The sequence below is a fragment of the Eubacterium sp. BIOML-A2 genome, from assembly GCF_009680135.1.
Lineage (GTDB): Bacteria > Bacillota > Clostridia > Lachnospirales > Lachnospiraceae > Faecalicatena > Faecalicatena contortus_B.
The window spans coordinates 25,104-41,179 of record NZ_WKZK01000052.1; the positions used below are offsets into that span (position 1 = coordinate 25,104).

A 16,076-nucleotide genomic window follows, 5' to 3' on the forward strand; every position below is an offset into this window, starting at 1 on the left:
TCTCCTAGATTGCTAATACTTTTGCAATTTCATACTGGTGGGCGGGAATCTCTTTCTTCATGGAGAGAGCTTCCTCGATATCATAGTCTACAAATCTTCCGTTCTTATACCCTACTACCCGATTCGTCTTGCCTGAGCAAAGCAGCTCTACTGCCATGGCTCCCATGGTGGATGCATATACTCTGTCCTTACATGTCGGGCTTCCGCCGCGCTGCATGTGTCCCAGGATCGTTGCCCTTGTCTCAATACCGGTGGCCTCTTCGATTCTCTTCGCCATATTGATGGAGTCGCCCACACCCTCGGCGTTGATAATAATATAATTCTTCTTGCCGCGTTTCTTATTCTCCATTATGTCGGAAATCAGGGCTTCCTCATTATAATCTTTTTCTTCCGGCATCAGGATTCTCTCCGCACCATTTGCAATACCGCACCACAGTGCCAGGTATCCTGCATCCCTTCCCATAACTTCAATAATGCTGCAGCGTTCATGGGATGTGGAAGTATCGCGCACTTTGTCAATCGCCTCCATGGCTGTGTTGACTGCAGTGTCAAATCCGATTGTATAATCTGTACAGGCGATATCCAGGTCAATTGTTCCCGGAAGGCCAATTGTATTCACTCCCAGATGAGAAAGCTTCTGGGCGCCGGCAAAGGAACCGTCTCCGCCGATTACCACAAGACCGTCAATGCCGTATTTTTTGCAGATAGCTGCCGCTTTCTGCTGCCCTTCCTCCGTGCGCATAGCCTGACAGCGTGCTGTCTGCAGAATGGTTCCGCCGCGCTGAATCGTATCGGATACGTCGCGTGCTGACAGGTCGATAATCTCCTCTTTCAAAAGGCCATGATATCCTCTTCTGATCCCGCGTACCTTCAGCCCTTTGGAAAGTGCTGTTCTTGTAACCGCACGGATCGCCGCATTCATTCCCGGAGCATCTCCGCCGCTTGTGAGAATCCCAATAGTGCGGATTCGGTCTTCAATCTCTTCCAGGTTTATTTTACTAACCGATGCTTTTGTTTCTGCCATATTTTTATCCACCTTTCTAAAAATACCTACCTAACCAAATGTCGTTTTTCTGCAATTTCCTGAACCCTTGCCATCGGGAGGGCGAAAAAGCCTGCCCTGCAGGGATTGCTTAAATTTTAACACTTTGGGTACTATTCTAACCTATTTATAAGTGGTTTTCAATAGGTTTTTCTACCACTTTTACCCGCTTATCCCCAAAATGATTCATCAACCTGCTTAACACCTGAGGGCCGATACTGATATTACGGTTTCTGGGCAGACGTTTCACCGCCCGTTCCGCCTGACAGTAGATCACTACCTCATCGTCGCCCTCCGAATCCGCAAGGTACCCGTATACGATCTGTTCTTCTTCCTGAAATGCGTTCTTATCCGGGAACTGGAGCCAAAGCTCTTTCTTTGTCTGCGTAAACGGAATGATCTTCTCACAGATCAGCTTACTCGCCTTTTCGTCCTCCTCAGACACTCTCCCGCGGATAAACACCTTATTATCCACTTCCAGCAGAGGGCGGTTCTTCTCATAATCCCGCGGGAACACCACAACTTCCACCGTTCCCAGCAGGTCTTCCAGTGTCAGGAACGCCATCATCTGATTATTCCTGGTGTTTTTCACCGTCTTGTCAGTAATCATTCCCCCGATAATCTCTTTGGCGCCGTCACGGACCTTGGTTGACCCGGTCTCCTCATCCGGCTGAAAATCAGCGGTTGTGGCAGAAATGGATCTGCGCCACTTTTCCTCGTCTTCCTCCAGCGGATGCCCGCTGATATATATCCCCAGCACCTCTTTTTCAAAGGCCAGCAGATTTTCTTTCGTATACTCGCCTACATCCGGCAGTTTGATTTCAAACTCGCTCTTCTGCTCATCATCCACCAGATCAAACAATGTCATCTGCCCGGTCATGGCATATTTCTTTTCCTGGTTGACATGGTCCACGATCTGTACGTAAATGCTCATGAACTGTTTTCTGGTTCCTCCCAGCCCATCCAGCGCCCCTGCCTTGATGAAGTTCTCAATCACCCTTTTATTGAGGGAATCCCGCACGGACATTCTGCTGATAAAGTCCTCCAGATTTTTAAACGGCCCGAATTCTTTCCGGTCCGCGGCAATCGCTTCAATGACAGGCTTTCCCACGCTCTTAATCGCAGCCAGTCCATAGCGTATATTGCCTTCGTCCACGGAAAAGTCAGCCACTCCGCGGTTGATATCCGGCGGAAGTATCCGGATGTCCATCTGCCGGCAGGTATAGATATATTCTGCCACCTTTGACGGATTTTCAATCACAGAAGTCATCAAAGCTGCCATAAATTCAACCGGATAATAGTATTTCAGATACGCCGTCTGGTATGAAACCACCGCATAGGCCGCGGCATGGGACTTATTGAAGGCGTATTTCGCAAAATCGATCATTTCATCATAGATCTTATTGGCAGTTTTCTCATCGATCCCGTTGGCGACACAGCCCGGAACCCCGCTCTCTTCGTCCCCGTAGACAAAGGTCTGTCGCTCCTTCTGCATCACATCGCCCTTTTTCTTGGACATGGCGCGGCGCAGCAGGTCGCTTCTCCCCAGCGTATAGCCGGCCAGGTCGCGCACAATCTGCATAACCTGCTCCTGATATACGATACACCCATACGTCGGCGCAAGAATCGGTTCCAGCTGCGGGCAGTCGTAAGTGATTGATCCCGCATCATTCTTTCCCCGGATATACTGCGGGATAAAGTCCATCGGCCCCGGACGGTACAGCGAGATCCCGGCGATGATATCCTCCAGGCTGTGGGGTTTCAGTTCCTTCATAAAGCTCTTCATCCCCGCGCTTTCCAGCTGGAATATACCGTCAGTCTTCCCTGTGCCTATATAATCCAATACGTTTTTATCATTATAGTCAATCCGATCCATATCCAGGTCCGGGTTCTTATGCTTTACCATCCCAACCGCATTCTGTATCACCGTCAATGTACGCAGCCCCAGGAAATCCATTTTTAAAAGGCCCAGTTCTTCCAGCGTGGTCATCGTAAACTGCGTGGTGATGGAACCATCCTGCGCACGGGAAAGCGGCACATACTCATCCACTGACTTCTGGCTGATCACGACACCGGCCGCATGCATGGAGCTGTGGCGCGGCAGACCCTCGAGACGTTTTGACATATCGATGAGATACTTCACCTGCTCATCCGTCTCATAGGTTTTCCGCAGTTCCGGGTTCATTTTCAGTGCTTTGTCAATTGTGATATTCAGTTCGGTAGGGATCATCTTTGCAATCGTATCTACAAAGGCATACGGCAGATCCATGACGCGGCCTACATCGCGGATGACTCCCCGGGCCGCCAAGGTTCCGAATGTGACGATCTGCACCACCCGGTCCTTGCCGTATTTGCGTACCACATAGTCTATGACTTCCTGCCGTCTTTCATAACAAAAATCCACGTCAATATCGGGCATAGATACACGTTCCGGGTTCAGGAAGCGCTCAAACAGAAGCTGGTAGCGGATGGGATCGATGTTGGTAATCTCCAGACAGTAGGAAACGATACTTCCGGCGGCTGACCCCCGCCCCGGACCTACCGCGATTCCGTGATCCTTCGCATACTTTATAAAGTCCCACACAATCAGAAAATAATCCACATATCCCATATTTTTTATGGTATTCAGTTCATATTCCAACCGCTCTCTCAGTTCCTGGGGCGGATTATCATAATGCCTCTCCAGGCCCTCGAAACACAGCTTATTCAGATATTCCCAGGAAGTCATGCCGTCCGGCACATCGTATTTCGGCAGCTTAGTTACGCCGAATTCGATCTCCACCTCACATCTGTCGGCGATACGCTGTGTGTTCTCCAGCGCCTGCAGCGCATAGGGAAAGAGCTGCGCCATCTCCTCGGGGGACTTGACATAGTACTGTCCGCCCTCATAACGCATCCGGTTCTCATCATCCAGCTTTTTCGCAGTCTGGATGCAGAGCAGGATGTCATGGGGCTTCTCATCCTCCGCGAGAGTATAGTGCACGTCATTGGTGGCAGCAAGTTCTATCTCCAGTTCCTCCGACATCTGCAGAAGTCTCTGGTTCACCAGCGCCTGATCCGGAATGCCATGATCCTGGAGTTCCAGAAAATAATTTCCTTTCCCGAAAATATCCTGATATTCCAGGGCGGACTTCTTCGCCTCCTCATACAGTCCTTTTGTCAGATACCGCTGTACCTCTCCGGCCAGGCAGGCGCTCAGGGCAATAATTCCCTCGTGGTATTCCCTAAGAAGCGCCTTATCTACCCTTGGCTTATAATAATAGCCTTCCACAAATCCCTTTGACACAATCTTCATCAGATTGGCATAACCTGTATTATTCTCAGCCAGAAGGACGAGATGGTAATACCTGTCCTCCCCGCCGTTTAATTCTCTGTCAAACCGGGAATTCGGGGCTACATACACCTCACACCCGAGTATAGGCTTAATCCCCTGCTTCTTTGCCTCCCGGTAAAAATCTATCACACCGTACATCACACCGTGATCCGTTATGGCCGCACTGTTCATGCCCAGTTCTTTTACTCTTGCCACGTATTCTTTTATCTTATTCGAGCCATCCAGAAGACTATATTCTGTATGGACATGTAAATGTGCAAAATTCATTCTTCACCTCTTGATTCTATCTGCATCCGTGCAGACCTTCCCACTGCCGCCAGGGTCATCACTGCCAGCCGGCCGGCCTTCTTTTGCTGCGGAACGAACCTGCAGTTCCTCTCTGCCTCACAGAGTGAAAAAGGGCGGTCCCCTGTAAGAGAACTACCCTCATATGCTTCCTTTTTATGTTGATCCAGGACCGCCGGCGCCCTTGCCGGCTATCAGGGACTCACCCGTTACTGTTCGCGCCCCGGGGGTGTGAACAGTAACACTCACCCTGGGGTTCTTCTAAACTCCACCGTTGATCATAAAATTGATCAGTCTGTCTGTATCTTCTTTTTCGTATGCAATGATCTCCAGTTCAGGAATCTCGCCGTTTGAGAAGATGTTCGCCATGGATACATACTGGGATAACTTAGACTTCAGATTCAGTCTGTCCCCCTCACCTGTTACTAATTCTACTCTTCCCTGGCATGCATCTACTACCTTAAAAAACGCCTCTATGTCCGTAATGTTCTGTACTTTCATCTTTACAATCTCTCCTTTCAATCAACTACGTCTTACTGTTTCATTATAACTTATTTCAAAGGGATTGCAAGATTTTTTAACGAATTCTGATGCATTTTTCCAGAATCTCAATCTTACCTGCCTTTAAAAGACGTCCCACTGCACGCTTGAACGCCGCCTTGCTCATATTGAATTCCCGCTTAATCGTCTCCGGGTCTGCTTTGTCCGTAAACGGAAGTTCTCCGTCGTAACTTTGGATCACCTTAAAGATGTACTGAGCATCTTTATCCATCTGCTCCGGAATCTTATCTTTTACGCTCAGATCCAGTTTGCCGTCCGTCTTCACGGAGGTCACCCTGGCTTCCACCGTCTGGCCCACTGTCAGCCCGCCGAATACGTCTTTTCTTGGAATCAGCGCGGAATACTGCTGATCCACCGCTACAAAAATCCCGAACTCATCGCTGGTATCGTAGATAATGCCGCTTACCTTGTCATCCTTCTTATACGGTGAGTCCGTCCGCAGCATATGATAGACTTTCATAGTGGCGCAAAGTCTGCCGCTCTTATCGATGTAAAGAGATACGAGACATTGGTCACCCTTTTGTACCTTTGCTGTCTGCTCCTTAAAAGGCAGGAATAAGTCCTTTTCCAACCCCCAGTCGAGAAAAGCTCCCATCTTCCCAACATCTGCCACTTCCAGTACCGCCAGCTTTCCAAGGGTTACCTTAGGTTCATGGGTGGTCGCAATCATCCGGTCATCGGAATCGCGGTACAAAAACACTTCAACAGGGTCTCCTATTTCAATGTCTTGGGGCACCTGCTTCTTCGGGAGCAGCACCCGCTCCTCGTCGCTTCCCAGGTATACCCCGAACTCTACTTTTTTTACAACCGTCAGAACCTGTTTTTCCCCTAACTTCATTTCCTGTTCTCCTTCTATCTATATCGGGACATGATTGATCAGCCTGTCCCTGTTACTATCACTGATACTATGTAAGTATACCTTGTCTTTCCTGATTTAGCAAACATTTTCCCTATGTTCTTGACTATTGGCAGCCGGCTATTATAATAAGACTCAAAGAAGCACAATTGTCCGCCCGGCACAGATAAGCTGCACAGTCCGCCCAAAGAAGACCGGCTTCTCGTCCAATCCCTGTTATGATGCACTTGGCTTGCATGCCTGATTCGTACTCTTTATTGTATATAATATGAAAGGATAACTCCCCATGAATAAAAAATCGAAACTCCCTTCTACAAGATACCATAAAGCGGTTAATCTGCTCTGCATTGCCGCAATGGCCGCTGTATTTCTCTATCTCATTATAAATTGGAATCACATCCCGGACCAGATTCCCGGACATTATAACGGCGCGGGTGAGATCGACCGTTGGGGAAATAAAAGCGAACTGTGGTTCACTCCCATTCTTTCCGTCCTCATGTATCTAGGCATCTCTCTCTGTGAGCGCACGCCCGGCATTTGGAACACGGGCGTCGAGGTAACCAGAGAAAACAAGGAACGCATTTACCGTATCCTAAAAAATATGATTGTTACTATGAAACTTGTCGTGGTGTTTACTTTTGTGTTCCTCTCCTTTTATTCTGCCCTGGCAAAGCCGCTTCCTGCCTGGTTCCTTCCCGCAGATATGATTCTGGTGTTCGGGCCCATGGCTTTTTTCCTGATTCAGCTCTACCGGAAACGTTAAGGCTGTGTGCTCTTTGGCTTAAACTCGATCACCGCGTAGGGCTTCTCGTTCCTGTCACAAAGCTCTACCACGGTCCGCTCCGCTTCAAAAGATGCCTTTGGATAGATGATGTCCCCATAGACTGCGGATTTTTTATAGTCCACCCTCAGCTGTCCGATCTTCATGTCTTCCGGAAGGATTTCCAGCGCCATCTGCACATACTGACAGTTATTGACATGCTCGTTTGTGTCGATATGGTATTTGCGCACCGGAAAGGAGGGCAGACTTTTGCAGGATTCCGGCAGTTTTATCTTTCTGTCCTCATAATGCATCTCCAGCGGCGGCTCCATACCGTAAGGCGCGATATCTTCCTCCCCCGGCCTTGCCGGCCGGCCCTTCTCTATATCCATGAATACCCATACAGAGTTGGCGCAGGCAGTCATATTTCCCTGTTCATCCTTCATGACAAAGTTACGGTTCCCGTATAGTCCCTTGAACCCGGTGGCAAATGTGCCTACTGTAATCTGCTCTCCCATCTTCGGAAAGCGGTCGATCACCACCTGCCAATAGGAAAGGAGCCATGCCTTTTTTCTCTCTCTCAGTACCTCGAGACCCACGCCGATGTCTTCCGACTGAAAGGTGCTGCAGTCCTGAAAATAGTTGATAAGCGCCGGAAGTGTCATGGTTCCCTGGTGGTCGATTTCGCTGTATCTTACTCTGCTGTCAAATGCGTACATTTATAATACCTTCTTTCTTATCCTGTCATTTCACTGTTCTTGTTTCCTAATCATTTTTGCTGGATTTAAAGCTATGCTCTATTGTGATCACGCACCGGTAACGGTGATCCGTCTCCCTCAGCCTTGCCGCCAGTTTTGCCTGCAGCTCCCGCCGCGTTTTTTCATGGTAAGAGATTGGCACAACCATATCGAAGATCAGATTAATCTGCTCTTTTCCCTCCACCACGCGGAAGTCATGAATACTGCAGCTGCTGTCCAGTCCTTTCAACGCCCCGTCCACCTGCATGCGTATTTTCATGACTTCTTCATTCTGTGTTTCGATCGGATCCATATGGACAACCAGGAAAATACCCAATTCTTCTATGGCCTCTCTCTCGATTCGGTCAATGATTTCGTGGGACTCTTCGATGTTGACATTGTTGGGGACTTCTGCATGGATCGATGCCATGCTCCGGTTTGGCCCGTAATTATGTACGATGAGGTCATGCGTCCCCTCAATGCCCTCATAGTTTTCTACAAATTTTCTAATCTTATCATACAGCTCCGGGTCTACCCCCTCGCCGATCAACGGCTCCAGTGTGTCTTTGGCAATTCCTACGCCCGCCCACATGACTACAAGCGCTACACCCACTCCGACAAAGCCGTCTATATTAATGCCGGTCACTTTGAAAAATATCAGCGAAAGGATCGTTGCTCCGGTCGTGATAACGTCTCCCATGGAGTCCGTAAATACGGCCATCATTACTTTTGAGTCAATCTTTTGTCCCAGTTTCCGGTTAAAAATGCCCAGCCACAGCTTGACGCCGATAGACAGCAGCAGAATGATCATGGACAGGAGCTGAAAGTTAAGTTCCTCCGGCATTCTGATTTTAGCCAGAGAATCCTTCAGAAATGTGAATCCAACTTCCAATACCAGAAAGGCTACGACCAGGGCTGCTATGTACTCCACTCTGCCGTGGCCGAACGGGTGATCCTCATCAGCAGGTTTCCCGGCCATTTTTACTCCGACAAAGCTGATCACCGACGATCCTGCGTCGGAAAGGTTGTTGAACGCGTCCGCTGTTACGGAAACGCTGTGAAGAACGATTCCGACAACAAATTTTACAATGAACAGAAATACATTACAAAAGATGCCCACGATACTGGCTAATACGCCATAAGCTGTACGCACGGACACCTTTTCTACTTTTTCATAATCTTTTACAAAATGTTTTACTAAAAATTCAGTCATGTTCCCTCCGCCTGGATTTCCGGAGATTCCGCCTGCGCATTCGGGCTCTGTGCCGTCCCTGTGACACCGGCCGGTCTGTTATTTAAAACGCTCCAGGAAATACCATTTTATCTTAAAGTCTGATTGTGCCGTCACCTGGGAGTACTCGTCCTCTGTCAGCACGCTCTTCAGTTCCTCTTTTCCTTCTTCCGGCACAACCGCATTTGTGGCATCCGTAAAGCACAAATTCGGGTACAGTACGCACCACCAGTTATGTCCTTTTGCTGCTCCGATCTCAATTCTTAACGCCTCATAATTACCCGCCGGAAACGTCACATCCCCGTATGTCTTATCCGGGAAATAACAGGTCGTCACCGCGGCGCTCACGGGATAGTCCTTGTTTTGCGCCAAGATCGTCTGTCTGGCAGTCTCCTCCAGTTCATCCGTATGCCTGCGCATCCATTCCTTCGTTTCATCCACATTCAGCCCTTCTGGCATTGCGGCTTTCAGGTAGGCCAGAACCTGTTCCTTGACATCCATCTTCAGGGCCTGGTCTTCCTCACTGTCGCTGTTGGCAAGAATGTGAAACCGCAGAACCTCCTGCGCCAGATGTTCCTGCGTCTTGGCCTGGGCGGTCAGCTGCACACGCCAGACGGCGAACCCCGTGATCAGAGTCGCGATGATGACCGCGAGCATTAAAATAATTCTGTTTGTCTGTCTTTCTATGTGAAATGTTCTATCCATATGTAACTCCCTCCATGTTTCAGATGCGTCTGATCTGTTTGATAAAAGGAGTATTGACAGAATTTACAGAATTATACAACAACGGGGCTGCCGCTGTTTTTATACTTATTTATGACGCAGTATACCGATCACCGCCGCCACCTGGTTATCGATATGCTGGCTTGTAATTTTTGCAGCTTTACCTCTTTCCCCGTTCTCTATGGCCCGGATAATGTCCTGATGCTCCGCCAGAAGCTTAGGGTGGCATTCTTTCTGCTTCAGGTACTCCACACGGTACCGGTACATCTGTTCACGCAGGTTGTTCAGCAGCTGGATCAGCCTTGTGTTATCTGTCGCAATATAGATCACGTCATGAAACGCTACGTCTGCCTCGGCAATCTGGGTGATATCATCGCTGTCAAGGACGGCTTCGAATTCCTTCGCGGCCTTTTTCAGATTCCGAATTCCCTCTTTGTCTATCCGGTCACAGGCCAGCTGTACCGCCAGCTCTTCCAGGGCCCCTCTTACTTCAAGGACATCACGCAGGTTCTTTTCCGTGATTTCCGCAACTTCCGCACCCTTGCGCGGGATCATCAGTACAAGGCCCTCCAGCTCCAGCTTACGGATTGCCTCACGGATCGGTGTACGGCTTACGCCCAGCTTATTCGCAAGCTGAATCTCCATCAGACGCTCTCCCGGCTTTAGCTCGCCCCGCAGAATGGCTTGTCTCAGCGTGTTGAACACCACATCCCGCAAAGGCAGGTATTCGTTCATAGTCACTTCAAATTTAGGCTCCATATTCTATCCTCCTCGCACCGTGTATGTTCGTCACATACACCTGCTTTGCCAGTGCTTTTTCTCTGATCTTATCCTGCGCTTTTCTGGCCTGCGCCTTGTTCTCAAACAGGCCGAATACGGTTGGGCCGCTGCCGCTCATCATTGCGTTGAGCGCTCCGGCCGCTTTCATTTCATTCTTAATGTCTTCAATGACCGGATACAGAGGAATCGTCACATCTTCCAGCACATTTCCCATGGCAGCTGCGATGTCCGGAAGACTTCCTTGTTCTAAACCGGCTATCAGGGCGTCGATATCCGGATGTTTTAGGATCTCTTTTGCATCCAGCGCCTCGTACACGACCTTGGTGGATACACTGATCGCCGGCTTGGCCACAAGAACCGTGCATTTCGGCATGGCAGGCAGCACCGTGAGTTCTTCCCCGATCCCCTCTGCCAGTACGGTGCCGCGCATGATGCAGTAGGGCACATCCGCTCCCAGCTTCACGCCCCGTTCCATCAATTCTTTTTGGGACAGGCCCAGGCCGAACATCCGGTTCATTCCAAAAAGCACGGCGGCGGCGTTGGAACTGCCGCCCGCCATACCTGCTGCCACCGGTATATGTTTATCCAGCGTAATGATAACACCTTCCTGAATTGCAAACTCCCTGATCAGCATAGCCGCTGCTTTGTATGCAATATTATTCTCATCTGTGGGAAGAAAATACAGATTCGTCCTGACTTCGATCCCCTTCTTTTCCGTCCGCTCTATTTTCACATCGTCATACAGATATATTGACTGCATCACCATGCGTACATCGTGGTATCCGTTCGCCCTTCTCCCCAGTACGTCCAGTCCCAGATTGATTTTGGCAAGAGCCTTTAATGCGATCTGTTTCATCCTGTGTCCTCCAAATTGTATCTTGTATACATTATACCTACAGTATACTCATATTTTCCTTAAAAATCAACAATTTGTCACCCGGTTTTATGGTATCTGATTCCAATTCATTGATTTCCTTGATACCGTCTATGGTGGTCATATAATTCTTTGCAAGCGTCCAGAGCTCATCTCCGTCTTTCACAATGTAGCCTACGATTCCCGGCCGTTTTTCCATCTCTTCCATCGAAACCGGAGACAGTTCCACATCCGTAATTACCTGCATGGGAACGGGTTTGCGCATAAATGTGTCAAAGGCAAGCACAGCCTTCACCTCTACCGCCTCGCTCCCTGCCAGATTGACGGAAAGCTGCTCAACATGATAGGAAATGTTATAGCGCACATCTTCCGTCATTCCCGGGCATTCCAGCAGATAAGAGAAGGGGACCATTCCCTGCCAGCCGCCAAACGGCATTGCATCATCCGCTTTCAGATAAAGGAAGGAAATGTGCAGGATGCCTTCGATCTGGATTCCTTCCTCTACCAGTTCCATGTGTTCGATCTGCACGCTGCCGTCGCTGTGGCAGATCTGCAGCACGTCGTCTTTTAACTCCGGAAGGGACAGACGCTCCGCCACTTTACATTTCGAATAATTCTGTACAAGGAGTTCTTCATAGACCGCCTCTCTCGTTTCAAATCCGCAGTTCTGCTCCAGAGAATACATATCCTCCAGAAGTTCAATCTCTTCCTCCTGATAAATGTTCATCCTCAAATTCAGAGTGCCCTCTATCCCAAGAATACGCATTTCTCCATCCTCATCCATTCGGACATCCATCAGGGTATCCTCCAGGCTGTTGTGGACATAATAGTACATGCCTTCCTCCACGCCGCCGCATTCGATCCGGCCCTCATACGGGACGCTCTGCTCCAGCCAGTCTGCCTTCCCATCCTCCGACAAATACATGCAGAACACCAGGAGTTCGCCTTTCAGCTGCATCTCATCCTGTCCCAGGCGGATCTCCAGCTTCCTGCTGCTGACGTCCGTCAAAAGCAGCTGACCGACGCTTTCCTTTGTTCCGGGAAGCGTGATTTCCTCCTTGATCCGGTAGGTATCCTTTTTGGTGGTATGAAGCTCCAGGAGGTTTACATTTTTCATTTTTTTGTAAATCGGAACCGGGCTGTCGATATCCACTGTGGTCTCTTCGTCCTCCAGTTTTTCCCGGCCAATCTCCATTTCTACCATTGCGCGGATACTCAATTTTCTGGAATGCACCAGAGATACCGTGAATTCCACGCGGATATTTTGTATAAAATAGCTTTCCATTTCTCCGCCATCCGTATACACCATCTCTTCAAATGGTATCTTGCCTTCTAATACCGCGGGCTGCGGATCTCCGGTTGCAGTGACATATAGTATCTGAAAATACAATTTGCCCGAAATCCTTATGTAATTCTCAACCAGCTTGATATCCTCGATCTTAACCGTGCCGCTTCCCTGGATAATCTGCTGTACATCCTCCTTTGCATCGGGGACATTGTAATCCTCATCCAGATAAAACTGGTCAAAAGTTCGTTTTCCCTCCTGTGTGTAGTGTACTTGTTTCTTAATCAGTTCCATATACATCCTCCTCTAATCAAAAATAACATTTTTTTCAATATATTCCAGTTTAACTACCACATAGGGATAGGTAGTTACCTCTTCCGTTTTCTCTCCCTTTTCCGGCCCCAGCAGATTCGTATGTATATAAATGGCATTTTCTGTCTCATATAGTCCCGTCACTTCTACGCTGTACCCGCTTTTGGGCTGCGGCCCGTATCCTTCCGCAATATACAGATATCCCTGGTCTGCGTATGTCAGCTTAAATGGCAGGTCCCTGTTTTCCAGAATCGCCGTCTTCAGTTCATTTGGCACTTTCTCCTTATCCATAACGGTAAAGTCCAGGTCCCGCAGCTTTTCCGTCTTTTGTGGGCGCGATATGCATCCCGTGAGCATCAGCACAAGCAAAAATCCCGCCAGATACATCATTTTTCTCTTCATATCCAATCCCCGCGGTATATTCTCTCTATTATCATATTATTCAAGTGTCCTGAATATTCTCTTTCTGCTGGATTCTGTGCCAATTGCTTTTTTGGGGGACGGCGGTCCCTTTATTTCGCTGGGCGCATCCGGGCGGTAGGGAAGGTTGGCTTATGGGGAGGAGATTTTACGGGGGGCAGTGTATTGATTCGTTTGGTGGGAGTTGTAATCTGTATTGATTTATTGATAAAATGTATGTTATTTGACCGGAGTATGAATAGTGATAAACTAGTTGCTATTCTCTGGATTGTGAATAGTGTCCAAACTGTAATGGTTCAGAACTGTCTGAACTGTTACACCAAACTGTTACTATTCACAGTCGATTAGGGCATGACAAATAGAGCGGGTGTCATTTCCGCTTGATTTTTCATATTTGAATCGACTTTCAAAGAGGAGGTGATGAGGAAAAAACTTCTTCAACTGTATAGGGATTTCCGGTACACAAACGTTTTAGAGCGTCGATCTCATTGATGTGATTTCGGCGGCAGGTTTCTATGTATGTTCTGATGAGTGCATGATTGTCCGCTGCGGCTTCAGATTCAAATTGGCCAGATATTTTCATATGGGATTTCACACCACGAAGTCCACGTTCGCTGAGGTTGTTTGTGGTAGGCAAGCTGAAGTCCTCTACCCATNTTGTTACTATTCACAGTCGATTAGGGCATGACAAATAGAGCGGGTGTCATTTCCGCTTGATTTTTCATATTTGAATCGACTTTCAAAGAGGAGGTGATGAGGAAAAAACTTCTTCAACTGTATAGGGATTTCCGGTACACAAACGTTTTAGAGCGTCGATCTCATTGATGTGATTTCGGCGGCAGGTTTCTATGTATGTTCTGATGAGTGCATGATTGTCCGCTGCGGCTTCAGATTCAAATTGGCCAGATATTTTCATATGGGATTTCACACCACGAAGTCCACGTTCGCTGAGGTTGTTTGTGGTAGGCAAGCTGAAGTCCTCTACCCATAGAAAGTATGGTCTGCGATAAGTGGCAATTCTGTTCAAAAGGGTTCTTTCCCATGCCGCACCATAATTGTTGGGATCAGCCTCATTTTCAGACCAGCCGTTTGCAAGATATTCATCCACTTTCTTGTAAAATTGTGAGATGTAGGACTCATCAAAAGAAGACTCGTTCCGGGCAATCGCGTCATTGCGTTCCTTGATGGTTGAGCTGATAAGCTCCTTTAAATCGTCAGACCATTTATGACAGGTATTATCAGAGTTTTTTTGGCAGTCTCTTTGAAGATGCTGGTTACATTCGATGTTTTCGAAGCTGTATTTCTTGTTGTAGTTTACGGTATTGTGGTCGTGCATTGTTTTTGTGGCAGAAGTCAGGAGATTTAAAACGTTGTCATCATCAAGGCTCTCCATATCCTTATGGGCATGAGCGGTGTAATAAGCAATGGTTTCATCGCCATAAAAACGAAAGCAGGCTCTTTCTGTGAGGATCATGATTACCGTATCATCCCAGTAGATTATCTTGCGCGTGATGAGCAAAAGCTTAAGATCCTCTCGAAATTGAAGCAGTCCCTTTGCGGCACGCACCTGCAGCTTCGCAACATATCCCTCACATGGGGTTAATTCTCCGCCTGTGATACCATCGAGAAACATAGAGACCTTATTCATGGACGCATTGACAGTATTAGTGAGGGATAAAGCGAGTGCCTGTAATTCACTGCCATACTGAGCCTTTTCCTTGAGCGTCGGTGGTATTTGAGAGCGAAATACGGTTCCGCAATTATTACATTCGTAGTAAAAGAATTCATGCCTTATCTTTACTACTTTGATGCGTATATCGTATTCGTATTTGACCTCGGATTCGCCGGTAGGCGTGCAGTCAGAGAGACCACACTTTGGGCAACACTCATCATCCTGCAATGGATGTTCGATCGTTTCGGTCACCTCGGATTCATCCGGCTCTTTCAGAGATGATTTTTCGTGTCCAACCTGTCCGCCTTTAGGCTTGCCCGAACTACGTCGGGAGTTTGGTATGAGTTTGTTTTTATTTATCGGTGTTTGTGATGTCGGAGTACCGGTATTGCTGCCATCATGATTAAGAAGAGCCTCCGCATGGGCAAGCCTGTTTTGAAGTTCCTTGATAACAGCGTCCTTCTCGGACAAGGATTCTTGATATCGTTTTTTATCGGAATCCTTTGATTTTTGGAGACTCTTAACAGACCTGCGGAGACTGGCAATCTCCTCCTGGTAGCCGAGAATACGATCTTTTAGTTTTGCTATTTCTGCGGTTGCCTTTGCAAAGTCGCAACGCAGATCACCGGTAAACTTTATCATAGATTGTCAGGCACCTTTGTAAGAATAGCAGATATAGAACTGCATATTTTCTCGAAGGATCGAATAGTGGCTCTCAAAGCTTTTATCTCGGATTGGAGAGCAGATATCTCGTCATTTTTATCTGCCAAACTCTTTTCAAGAGATTTGATCCTTGAAGATGAACTGTCAGTAGCAGTATTAGTGGTTTTATTATCTGAAGATGAAGTTCTTCCGCGACGCCCGGAAGAGGGAATTAATTCCCCGGTTTCTGGATCAAGTGTACCAAGATATTTTCTCTTAGGTCTTGATTGCTTTGTGACGGGATCATAGTGAGGGGTAGACTCATAAACTCGGGTCTTGCCGGTTTTCTTATCATAATGACGAACGATAGTAGACATGGTGAATCTCCTTTCAACGAATAATGGCTATATATATTATATTATAACCACTACTAATTGTCAAGGGATAGTGGCTATAAATATATACAAATATGACCACTATGTTTGTGCATTATGGCAAAGAAAAAGAAGCTCTGTTACGAGCTTCCTAAAGAATGAACGCTAAATCGACTGTGAATAGTAAC

14 protein-coding genes are annotated in these 16,076 nt (G+C 47.8%); 1 reads left to right on the forward strand and 13 read right to left on the reverse strand.

Annotated features, from left to right (window positions below; all coding sequences use genetic code 11):
* Positions 1-4: 4 nt before the first annotated feature.
* The 4 genes from pfkA to GKG43_RS16820 all read right to left on the reverse strand — a co-directional run bounded on the left by pfkA (position 5) and on the right by GKG43_RS16820 (position 6,060).
* The gene (pfkA, locus tag GKG43_RS16805) at positions 5-979 is read right to left on the reverse strand and encodes a 6-phosphofructokinase (protein WP_347554013.1); all 975 of its coding nucleotides are present in this window, start codon (positions 977-979) and stop codon (positions 5-7) included.
* A gap of 190 nt (positions 980-1,169) precedes the next feature.
* Entirely contained in the window at positions 1,170-4,643 is a 3,474-nt protein-coding gene (locus GKG43_RS16810; RefSeq protein WP_050640658.1) for a DNA polymerase III subunit alpha, read from the reverse strand.
* Between the two features lie 279 nt (positions 4,644-4,922).
* Positions 4,923-5,162, reverse strand: a complete 240-nt coding sequence (locus tag GKG43_RS16815) for a hypothetical protein (protein ID WP_025655915.1) — start codon at positions 5,160-5,162, stop codon at positions 4,923-4,925.
* A 76-nt stretch (positions 5,163-5,238) separates the two neighbouring features.
* Positions 5,239-6,060 (reverse strand): S1-like domain-containing RNA-binding protein, encoded by an 822-nt coding sequence (locus GKG43_RS16820; protein ID WP_055154986.1) that lies wholly within the window; start codon positions 6,058-6,060, stop codon positions 5,239-5,241.
* Positions 6,061-6,364: 304 nt separating this feature from the next.
* On the opposite strand from GKG43_RS16820, the gene GKG43_RS16825 reads away from it, so the two are divergent.
* Positions 6,365-6,841 (forward strand): DUF1648 domain-containing protein, encoded by a 477-nt coding sequence (locus GKG43_RS16825; RefSeq protein WP_055154987.1) that lies wholly within the window; start codon positions 6,365-6,367, stop codon positions 6,839-6,841.
* On the opposite strand, the gene GKG43_RS16830 is transcribed toward GKG43_RS16825, so the two are convergent.
* The 9 genes from GKG43_RS16830 to GKG43_RS16870 form a co-directional block, all read right to left on the reverse strand.
* The gene (locus tag GKG43_RS16830) at positions 6,838-7,557 is read right to left on the reverse strand and encodes an acyl-ACP thioesterase domain-containing protein (protein WP_055154988.1); all 720 of its coding nucleotides are present in this window, start codon (positions 7,555-7,557) and stop codon (positions 6,838-6,840) included. The two genes, GKG43_RS16825 and GKG43_RS16830, sit on opposite strands and share 4 nt — an antisense overlap.
* Positions 7,558-7,603: 46 nt before the next feature.
* On the reverse strand, positions 7,604-8,788 hold the full coding sequence (locus GKG43_RS16835; RefSeq protein ID WP_050640661.1) for a cation diffusion facilitator family transporter: 1,185 nt from the start codon (positions 8,786-8,788) through the stop codon (positions 7,604-7,606).
* Positions 8,789-8,866: 78 nt separating this feature from the next.
* Positions 8,867-9,511, reverse strand: a complete 645-nt coding sequence (gene spoIIR, locus GKG43_RS16840) for a stage II sporulation protein R (protein ID WP_050640662.1) — start codon at positions 9,509-9,511, stop codon at positions 8,867-8,869.
* Between the two features lie 105 nt (positions 9,512-9,616).
* Complete coding sequence (locus GKG43_RS16845) at positions 9,617-10,288, reverse strand: GntR family transcriptional regulator (RefSeq protein ID WP_050640663.1); 672 nt, start codon at positions 10,286-10,288, stop codon at positions 9,617-9,619.
* Positions 10,278-11,165: a 4-(cytidine 5'-diphospho)-2-C-methyl-D-erythritol kinase gene (ispE, locus tag GKG43_RS16850; protein ID WP_050640664.1), complete on the reverse strand. Its 888-nt coding sequence runs from the start codon at positions 11,163-11,165 to the stop codon at positions 10,278-10,280. Before ispE ends, GKG43_RS16845 begins: the two co-directional genes overlap by 11 nt.
* 37 nt (positions 11,166-11,202) lie before the next feature.
* Positions 11,203-12,762: an SPOCS domain-containing protein gene (locus GKG43_RS16855; RefSeq protein ID WP_025655907.1), complete on the reverse strand. Its 1,560-nt coding sequence runs from the start codon at positions 12,760-12,762 to the stop codon at positions 11,203-11,205.
* A 12-nt stretch (positions 12,763-12,774) separates the two neighbouring features.
* The gene (locus tag GKG43_RS16860; RefSeq protein ID WP_025655906.1) at positions 12,775-13,182 is read right to left on the reverse strand and encodes a protease complex subunit PrcB family protein; all 408 of its coding nucleotides are present in this window, start codon (positions 13,180-13,182) and stop codon (positions 12,775-12,777) included.
* Positions 13,183-13,939: 757 nt separating this feature from the next.
* Positions 13,940-15,514: a transposase gene (locus tag GKG43_RS16865; protein WP_055152718.1), complete on the reverse strand. Its 1,575-nt coding sequence runs from the start codon at positions 15,512-15,514 to the stop codon at positions 13,940-13,942.
* On the reverse strand, positions 15,511-15,891 hold the full coding sequence (locus GKG43_RS16870) for a hypothetical protein (RefSeq protein ID WP_055152716.1): 381 nt from the start codon (positions 15,889-15,891) through the stop codon (positions 15,511-15,513). The genes GKG43_RS16865 and GKG43_RS16870 overlap by 4 nt, the downstream gene beginning before the upstream one ends.
* Between the last annotated feature and the right edge of the window lie 185 nt (positions 15,892-16,076).

Bases quoted from the DNA above. Each gene is read 5' to 3' on its own strand.
- GKG43_RS16810 (WP_050640658.1), bottom strand. From the start codon at position 4,643: ATGAATTTTGCACATTTACATGTCCATACAGAATATAGTCTTCTGGAT.
- GKG43_RS16815 (WP_025655915.1), bottom strand. From the start codon at position 5,162: ATGAAAGTACAGAACATTACGGACATAGAGGCGTTTTTTAAGGTAGTA.
- GKG43_RS16820 (WP_055154986.1), bottom strand. From the start codon at position 6,060: ATGAAGTTAGGGGAAAAACAGGTTCTGACGGTTGTAAAAAAAGTAGAG.
- GKG43_RS16825 (WP_055154987.1), top strand. From the start codon at position 6,365: ATGAATAAAAAATCGAAACTCCCTTCTACAAGATACCATAAAGCGGTT.
- GKG43_RS16830 (WP_055154988.1), bottom strand. From the start codon at position 7,557: ATGTACGCATTTGACAGCAGAGTAAGATACAGCGAAATCGACCACCAG.
- GKG43_RS16835 (WP_050640661.1), bottom strand. From the start codon at position 8,788: ATGACTGAATTTTTAGTAAAACATTTTGTAAAAGATTATGAAAAAGTA.
- spoIIR (WP_050640662.1), bottom strand. From the start codon at position 9,511: ATGGATAGAACATTTCACATAGAAAGACAGACAAACAGAATTATTTTA.
- GKG43_RS16845 (WP_050640663.1), bottom strand. From the start codon at position 10,288: ATGGAGCCTAAATTTGAAGTGACTATGAACGAATACCTGCCTTTGCGG.
- ispE (WP_050640664.1), bottom strand. From the start codon at position 11,165: ATGAAACAGATCGCATTAAAGGCTCTTGCCAAAATCAATCTGGGACTG.
- GKG43_RS16855 (WP_025655907.1), bottom strand. From the start codon at position 12,762: ATGGAACTGATTAAGAAACAAGTACACTACACACAGGAGGGAAAACGA.
- GKG43_RS16860 (WP_025655906.1), bottom strand. From the start codon at position 13,182: ATGAAGAGAAAAATGATGTATCTGGCGGGATTTTTGCTTGTGCTGATG.
- GKG43_RS16865 (WP_055152718.1), bottom strand. From the start codon at position 15,514: ATGATAAAGTTTACCGGTGATCTGCGTTGCGACTTTGCAAAGGCAACC.
- GKG43_RS16870 (WP_055152716.1), bottom strand. From the start codon at position 15,891: ATGTCTACTATCGTTCGTCATTATGATAAGAAAACCGGCAAGACCCGA.